Below are 5,264 nucleotides of genomic sequence, written 5' to 3' on the forward strand. Positions count from 1 at the left end.
GTACAGGATCAGGTCCTGGTCCAGGGTGATCCGGCCGAAGTCCATGGCCACCGTGGTGGTGGTCTTGTCCGCGGTGTGGGTCAGATCATCGATACCGGCCGAGGCAGAGGTCATCACGGCCTCGGTGCGCAGCGGGTTGATCTCCGAGACCGCACCGACGAAGGTCGTCTTGCCCACGCCGAATCCGCCGGCCACCACGATCTTCGCGGAGGTCGTCGAACGGGCTGTCGTACCCCCGACGGGCCCGGCGCTAGAGCTTCCGAAGTCCACTGAGCACCCTTTCGAGCAGTGTCACGTCTGGTTGACCGTCGGCGGTGGTCTCGTCACCGCCCGGCTGGTGGATGGCGACGAGTCCGGCCTCGGCCAGGTCGGCGACGAGGATCCGGGCGACGCCGAGCGGGATGGTGAGGAGTGCCGAGATCTCGGCGACCGACTTGATCTCGTAGCACAGACGGCAGATCCGCTGGTGCTCAGGGAGCTGGCCCTGGAGCTGTGCGGCCTCCGCCGTGGTGTGCACCAGCGCCTCGATGGCGAGCTGGTAGCGGGGACGGGTCCGGCCACCCGTCATCGCGTACGGACGCACCAGCGGCTGCTGCGGCGGCGGGGACTGGTCGGCGGCACGCTGGGTGCCTGCCTGCCTGTCACCGGGTCCGGGCTGCACCGGCTGGATGCGGGTTGGGGGGTCCTGCTGGTGTTGCGGGTGCCGCTGCGGCGGCTGTCCGCCGTGCTGCGGCTGCCCCCCGTGCGGGGGCGGGGCCCCGTGCTGCTGCGGCTGGTTGTACGGGTACGGCTGCTGGTCGGCCGACCGCTGGACGTACTCGCTGGGAGCCGAGGGGAAGTTGAAACGGTTCAGGAAGGGCGCGTCCCCGCCCGGGGCCGCGGCCGACTGGACGTCCTGCGGCTGGTCGGCATGACCACTGCCGTACGACGACGGACCTCCTGGGGGCGTTGCCACGTTTCCTCCTCCGACTCACGGACATACGACCGTTGCGCTCACGGCACCTTATGGCGCCCGGCCGCGTTGCGCACTGCCGTGGGACAGTTGTCCCTAGTTGAGAAGACTGCCCTGCAGCTCTGCTCGCAGGTCCGGGGTCAGAACCCCTCCGGCACGGTCGACCAGCAGCGCCATCTCGTACCCCACCAGGCCGATGTCGGCCTCGGGGTGAGCGAGGACGGCCAGCGAGGAGCCGTCGGAGATGGACATGATGAAGAGGAATCCCCTCTCCATCTCCACAACCGTCTGGTTGACCCCACCGCCCTCGAAGATCCGGGATGCGCCCGCGGTCAGCGAGGTGAGCCCCGAGGCAACCGCCGCCAGTTGGTCGGCGCGGTCACGCGGGAAGCCCTCGGACATCGCGAGCAGGAGTCCGTCGGCGGAGACCACCACGGTGTGGGACACCCCTGGGGTGTTCTCCACGAAGTTGGTGATCAACCAGTTCAGGTTCTGCGCCGCCTGGCTCATCGGGCTCACACTAACGCTCCTGATCGTAGGTGCTGCCGGGGCCGAAGCCCTGTCGGTCATTCTGGTTGCCGTCGCCTGCCGTGCGTCCCTGGCGGACACCGCGGTGCAGGTTGCTCAGTCTGCCGCGCACGTCCTCGGGCGCGCGGGAGACCGCGGGGCCGCCCTGCGAGCTCTCCTCCGCGGCGCCCGCGACCAGGTTGGCCCTGGGCACCCGGCGCGGCAATCCGGACGAGGTGACACCGCCGGACTGGGGGGCACGCAACTGGCCCGCCCTGTTCCAGCGTTCGTCGTTCTCGCTCCACTGGTGGGTTCCGGTTTCCTCCTGCGACGGCTGCCCCGCGGCCGGCTCGGCCGGGGCGTCCCAGCCCGGCGTACGGGCCTGGTGCTGGGCTTCCGGTCCCCCCTCCGGCTGCCCGCGCCCCGCGTCACGTCGCGGGAGACCCGCGTCGGTCGTGGAGCCGAAGCTGCTGGGGAGGGAACCCGGACGGTCGAAACCTACACGCTCATCATCCCGCTGGGGAACGCCAGGAGCGGATTCCGCTTCCGGCTGCTGCGGTGCGTACTGGCGTTTGTGACCGGGAGGTTGGGGCTGGAGCCGCTGCGGCTCGTACCCTCCGGTGCCGGCCGTGGAGGCGTCGTGGAGCTGCTGGGGAGCAGCCCCGCCGTAGCCCTGGCCGTGTCCGCTGTCGTAGCCGCCGGTGTACTGCTGAGCGGCGATCTCGCCGGTCTGCTCGTACGCCTCGTACCCCTGCTGATAGTGGCCGCCCTGCGGGTAGGGGTGGTACGGCTGCCCCTGCCCGGGGTCGTACGGCCGACCCTGCGCCGGGTCGTACGGCCGGCCCTGGGCGTAGGCGTCCTCCTGCGGCTGATCCTGCGCGTAAGGCTGCTGCGGGCCCTGCTGGGTCTGCTGCGGTTCCGGCTGCCCCGGTTCCGGCTGCTGGGAGCCGGGTGCCTCCAGCGCCGCCCGGCGCTCCTCGCGGAACCGGGAGCGGCTGACGGCACCGAGCGGTGCGGGCGCCTCCCCCGAGCCGTAGCGCGAGTCGTCGAAGCCGAGTTCGGCCGCGGAGCGGGAATCCAGTGCGCCCGCCTGGCGCGGTTGCTCGGGCACGATCCGGGAGACGGTGCAATCCTCCTCGGGGCCCTGGTCCTCCTCGCCTCCGCCGCCGTGCGTGATGGCATCGGGCAGCATCACCAGCGAGGTGGTGCCCGCCTGCTCGCCGGAGGGGCGCAGCTGGACGCGGATGCCGTGCCGGTCGGCCAGCCGACCCACCACGAACACGCCCATCCGCTGGGAGACGGCGGCGTCCACCGTCGGCGGGTTGGCCAGCTTGTGGTTGATGTCCGCGAAGTCCTCGGCGGTCAGACCGATGCCCTTGTCATGGATCTCGATCATCATCCGGCCGTCGGGCAGCCGCGTCGCGGTGACCCGCACCTTGCTCTGCGGCGAGGAGAACGACGCCGCGTTCTCCAGCAGCTCGGCGAGCAGGTGGACGAGGTCGTTGACGACCTGTCCGTGGATCTCCGTCTCGGGTATGCCGCTGATCTCGATGCGCTCGTAGTGCTCCACCTCGGAGGAGGCGGCACGCAGGATGTCGACGAGCGGCACCGGCTCCGTCCACCGGCGGCCCGGCTCCTCGCCGGCGAGGACCAGCAGGTTCTCGCCGTTGCGGCGCATACGGGTGGCCAGGTGGTCCATCCGGAAGAGCTTCTCCAGCTGGTCCGGGTCGGCCTCGCTGTTCTCCATCTCCGTCACCAGTTCGAGCTGGCGCTCGATGAGGCCCTGGTTGCGGCGGGAGAGGTTGGTGAAGATCGCGTTGACGTTCCCGCGCAGCAGCGCCTGCTCGGCGGCGAGCCGGACGGCCTCGCGGTGCACCTGGTCGAAGGCGCGGGCGACCTCGCCGATCTCGTCACGGCTGGTGATCGGGATGGGCTGGACGCGGGTGTCCACCCGGCCCGGCTCGGTACGCGAGAGCTGGTCGACCAGCATCGGCAGCCGCTGCTGTGCCACATCGAAGGCGGCGGTGCGCAGCGAGCGCATGCTCTGGCTCATCGCGCGGGCCATCCGGCCGGCGATGACGAACGCGAGGAGCAGTGCGACCAGCACGATCGCCGAGTTCACCAGGGCGTTCCTGCGGGCGTCCGAGGCGATCTGCGCCGTCTCGGCGACCGCGCTCTCGACCAGCTTCTGCTCGACGGCACGGTAGGCGTCGAAGGTGCCGGTCGCGGTCCTGAAGTAGCTCTCGGTGGTGATGCCCTTGGCACGCAGCTTGCCGGGGCCGGCGCCGGAGCCGATGGCCTTGACCATCTTCTCCATGGAGGGCGGCGGGACGAACTTCTCGCCCTTCGCCGCCGCGTTCTCCTCGGCTGCCTCAACCAGCCGCCGACCCGCCGCCTCGGCCTTGGCCGACTCCTCCTTGAGCAGCCGCACGTCCTCGGGGCGCCCGCCCGAGGTGAACTCGCCCAGGGCGATGCGCTCCAGGTAGTGGTACGAGGCCAGCGCCGTGAGCTGGGCCTGCTTGTCCTTGCGGGTGGGGCCCGGCTCGACCATCAGATGGGTGCCCAGCGAACGCTGCAGCGATTCGGCTGCCTTGGCCAGCGAGATGGCGTAGACGGTGCGGCCGTAGGAGGTGATGTTTCCGGTGCCCAGCCCGAGCTCGTTGGCGAACTCCATCAGCGGGTGCTGGATGGTGACGTAGCCCTCTTCGGTCTCCACCCCGTTCATGTCCTTGGTGTACGCGGACTCGCGCAGCACCGGCAGCCGGGGCTCGACCTTCTCGAAGGCGGCGAGCCGGCGCTTGAGACCCGGGTTGTCCGGGAGGTGGGTGGCGGCGCGCTTGAACTCCTTGGCAGCACGGTCGGTGGCAGCGCGGGCCTTCCTGACCGCGGGGTCGTCCTTCTCGCCCTTGAGGAGCGGCTCGGCGGTGCGGTCGCGCTCGTCGATCAGGGCGTTGCCGTAATTGGCCGCAGCCTCCACGAGTTCGGCCGTACGCTGGGCCTCCTTGGCGTCCTGCCAGGCGGAGACGTCGGAATTGACCTTGAATCCGCCGAAGACGAGGGCGACGAGCACGGGTATGAGCAGGATCGCGTTCAGCCGGGTGGGCACGCGCCAGTTGCGCGCTGACCACCGGCTGCCGGTGCCGGTCGCGGGCGGCGGCTGGGGGGCCGAGGCATGCGGACCGCCCGGCATCGTCGCACGCTGCGGCGGGGTGAAGTTGCCCCTGGACTCCGCGGAGCCCTGCCGTGCGGAACCCTCCTGTGCCGGTCCCGACTTACCCCTGGTCGTTCGCCTCACTCGACTTCTCACCTCTCGGTGCGCGGCGCCCCCTGACACCTTGCGCCTGCGCTACTGCTGAGTTCAGGGAATTCCAGCACGTCACGACCGCTCTTTCCAAACAGTTGGCGCGTTACGGAGGGCGAGGAAAGAGAAGGAAACCCGGCCGCGGAAAAACGGGCATTGGGGCCGTGCGGCGCCAAATAACCCGGGATCCGTACGCAGAGTGAGACGTTCCGCGCGCCCGGCGTGTTCACGCGGTTGTAATTCTCTGTCGAAACGTTATGAACGTGAGGCCGTTGCGGTTCCCCGGGATGGCGAAAAACACAGCCTGCCGGGCGTCGGTCCGCACCGCGCCCGGTCCCGGCCCGTGGAGCGGCCGGGAGCACCGGTTCGCGCTACTTGAGCCGGGCCAGCAGTGCGTGCTCCACCAGCGTGATCAGTCCGCTCTTGGCCTCGGCGCGGTGGCGTGCGTCCGTGGTGATGATCGGGGTGTCCGGGCCGATCTGGAGGGCCTCGCGCACCTCTTCG

At 70.3% G+C, this 5,264-nt stretch carries 4 protein-coding genes and 1 pseudogene; all 5 read right to left on the reverse strand.

Translation table 11 applies throughout. From position 1 onward, the window contains the following. Positions 1-270: ATP/GTP-binding protein (locus JW592_RS32300; protein WP_209268850.1), on the reverse strand; the 270-nt coding region annotated here is incomplete at its 3' end. Then, positions 251-955: a DUF742 domain-containing protein gene (locus tag JW592_RS32305; RefSeq protein ID WP_209268851.1), complete on the reverse strand. Its 705-nt coding sequence runs from the start codon at positions 953-955 to the stop codon at positions 251-253. The genes JW592_RS32305 and JW592_RS32300, both read right to left, overlap by 20 nt. A gap of 93 nt (positions 956-1,048) precedes the next feature. Continuing rightward, positions 1,049-1,462 (reverse strand): roadblock/LC7 domain-containing protein, encoded by a 414-nt coding sequence (locus tag JW592_RS32310; RefSeq protein ID WP_180289953.1) that lies wholly within the window; start codon positions 1,460-1,462, stop codon positions 1,049-1,051. A 10-nt stretch (positions 1,463-1,472) separates the two neighbouring features. After that, the gene (locus JW592_RS32315) at positions 1,473-4,754 is read right to left on the reverse strand and encodes a sensor histidine kinase (protein WP_372446613.1); all 3,282 of its coding nucleotides are present in this window, start codon (positions 4,752-4,754) and stop codon (positions 1,473-1,475) included. A 377-nt stretch (positions 4,755-5,131) separates the two neighbouring features. After that, a pseudogene (locus tag JW592_RS32320) lies at positions 5,132-5,264 on the reverse strand (ATP-binding protein); the annotation flags it as partial.

It is taken from the genome of Streptomyces spirodelae (assembly GCF_017676385.1).
GTDB lineage: Bacteria > Actinomycetota > Actinomycetes > Streptomycetales > Streptomycetaceae > Streptomyces > Streptomyces spirodelae.

What these genes read in the sequence shown, in the direction of transcription:
- JW592_RS32310 (WP_180289953.1), bottom strand. Translation starts at nt 1,462, where the DNA reads ATGAGCCAGGCGGCGCAGAACCTGAACTGGTTGATCACCAACTTCGTG.